Genomic DNA, 2183 nt, shown 5'->3' on the forward strand with positions numbered 1-2183 from the left:
ATACACCTCAAATGTGGTAGAGAGTGTAAATGCGGGGCTTGAGATGATGAGATTGGAGCTTGGAGGATATTTTCCTTCTATGAGGACTTTAGAGATAAATTTGTTTATACAGCTTTCAAACTTTAATGACAAGTGGATGAGAAAACCTGTTGCTGCTTTTAGGGCTAATCTTTATGAAATGAGGCAGATTTTAAATGTTAAATTTGGTCTTGAAAAATTTTTGGATTGATTACACAATTTTTTAGGTAAGTCTCAACAGTAGTTTTTCTAAATTATCGGAAGAAGATATAAATACAATCAATAAAGAGATAGAGAACTTTAAAAAGAAGCACGGCATTAATATTGAAGATATAAAAACTTTACCTTTAGATATTAACAATCCTTCTATTGTTTACAAGTTGCCTAAAGAAAAAAATATAGTAATAGCCACTACTAAAAAGAAAGATAATGGTATATTAGTTACTGCAGTAAAGTTAAATGCAGAAAAAACGAATATAAAAGAAGGTTTCAGAGTAAATGATATTAGAACAATTTACTATAAAGATATTGATAAATTCATTAAGCATTTAGAAGAACTTGAGAAAAGTGGAAATGTATTTTATATAAACAAAGAAAAGGCTATTGGAGTGCTAAGCGACCCACAGGCTCCAATTGCCCAAGGGCACCAGCACCCCAATAGCCTTATAAATAATTTATATGAAAAATCTAAAAAATCAAGTAGCGATTTAAAAAACTTAGCTAATCAGCAAGTAGAACAGAATATAAATATAACACCTGAGAAAGTTAATCTTCCTCAAATTGATACAAGTAATATAAAAAATGTTTGGGATTATTTTGAAAAAAATATATTAGGAAAAGAATTTACATCCCCAATTGGACATAAAATAAAATTAAAAGAAGGCCATTTTTTTAGATTAATAGCAGGTTCAGGAAATAAAAGCCAAAGAAAAGGATTTATAGCTAAAGCAAATTCTCCACAGGAAGCTATACAGTTAATAAAAGAAGGTAAGATAAAACCTGAAGATGTATTTGGATTTGAAAAAACAAGAGCCAAGTATTTAACTGTTATTCCTGATATTGTTCAAAATCCACAGTTAATACTAAAGGATAAAAAGGGAGCCTATTTATATGTTAAACGCTACAAGACAAATGGAACAGATAATATAGTTGGAGTTTTTATTGATGTTGGCAATAAAAATTTAGGAATTTTATCTTTACATCCAAAAGATTGGAAAAGAATTGAGAACGGAGTAAAAAAGGGCAAATATGAAATAATTTGGACGCCCGCCCGTTTCCCTGCCCGTAGCGGGTCTGTTGCTGGCAGTTCAAGGGAGGCAGGGTCTCCACCTGCCAGCACTCCCATTAATAATATAAATCAACCACCTAAAAATGCAAATGAAAATATTAAAAAACTCTATGCAGGTATTCCAACCTCAGAAGTTTTTAAATCTTTATCTAAAATAGACAATCTAATCTATAAAAATATAACATCTAAAATAGAAGATACAAAAGTTGATAAATTTTTAAGAAAATACTTGCTTGCCGATAAATACGGCTTTGGAAGTCTATCCAGAAAAACGGAAGATAAAGTAATTAATGATTATCTAAAACTTAAAGCACACCTTGCCAGAGGTGATGTATCAGCTGAAAAAAAAGAAAAAATATTAAATAAATATCTGGATAGGCTTGAAGGTGGCAAAAGGGCTGTTATTGAAAGGCTGATGATACAGTATTTAGAAAATCCTACAATTAGAGACAGAGTTAAGAAAGAACTGCCACAAGTTGCTCAGGATTTAGACCAGATTAGAAAGGAAATAGACAGGCTTGGAAAACTTAAAATGGAAAGAGGTCTTATTACTCCTTCACAGTTTTTAAAGTGGAAAGACAAATATCTAACAAGACTTTATGTTATGGATGAAGATGTAGAAGGGCTTGATATAACAAGAGGGATAAAACAGTATGAGGAAAAGAAAGGAAGAAAGATTGAAAGTATTGTTGATTTTATAGAGTATTTAAAGCAAAATGACCCTATAAAAGCTCAGGAATGGGGAAAGGAAAGCAATACTTGACCCGATTAAAGCAGTTAAGGCAACTCTTGCTAAATCTTATGCTAACCTTGCTATTGATGATTTTTATAGAAAGGTTATAAATGACCCTGAATTAGTACCTCAGCAGTATCTTGT

General features: G+C 31.3%; 1 protein-coding gene and 1 pseudogene. Both read left to right on the forward strand.

The annotated features are described in order from the left end of the window. Window positions 1–229 (forward strand): annotated as a pseudogene (locus HG1285_RS03955) (IS256 family transposase); the annotation flags it as partial. A 79-nt stretch (window positions 230–308) separates the two neighbouring features. Beyond that, window positions 309–2069, forward strand: a complete 1761-nt coding sequence (locus tag HG1285_RS03950) for a hypothetical protein (RefSeq protein ID WP_255347759.1) — start codon at window positions 309–311, stop codon at window positions 2067–2069. Window positions 2070–2183 lie beyond the last annotated feature (114 nt).

The sequence above is a fragment of the Hydrogenivirga sp. 128-5-R1-1 genome (assembly GCF_000171895.1).